The following is a 246-nucleotide window of genomic DNA, read 5'->3' as shown; positions in this document are numbered from 1 at the left end:
TAAATCGTTTAAGTCACTTGTTGCAAATCGTCCACCATCTAATTGAACCATTGGACGAATTTCTGGTGGAATGATTGGAAGTACATCTAAAATCATCCATGAAGGTTTGTTACCTGAATTACGGAATGATTCAACAACTTCTAAACGTTTAATTGCACGAGTAAGTCTTTGACCAGTAGCTGATTCCAACTCATCGCGTAACAATTTAAGTTCTTCGTCAAGATCAATCTCTTCAAGTAAATCTTT

1 protein-coding gene is annotated in these 246 nt (G+C 35.8%); it reads right to left on the bottom strand.

Annotation, left to right across the window (positions count from 1 at the left end; all coding sequences use genetic code 11):
- Positions 1 to 246 (bottom strand): hypothetical protein (locus D9V42_RS14930; RefSeq protein WP_142927613.1); only part of this gene is annotated, 246 nt, incomplete at both ends.

Origin of the sequence: Staphylococcus pseudoxylosus (genome assembly GCF_003697915.1) — a bacterium.
Taxonomy (GTDB): Bacteria; Bacillota; Bacilli; order Staphylococcales; family Staphylococcaceae; genus Staphylococcus; species Staphylococcus pseudoxylosus.
The sequence above is the reverse complement of the archived record's forward strand: the minus strand, read 5'-3'. Positions and strand labels throughout refer to the sequence as shown.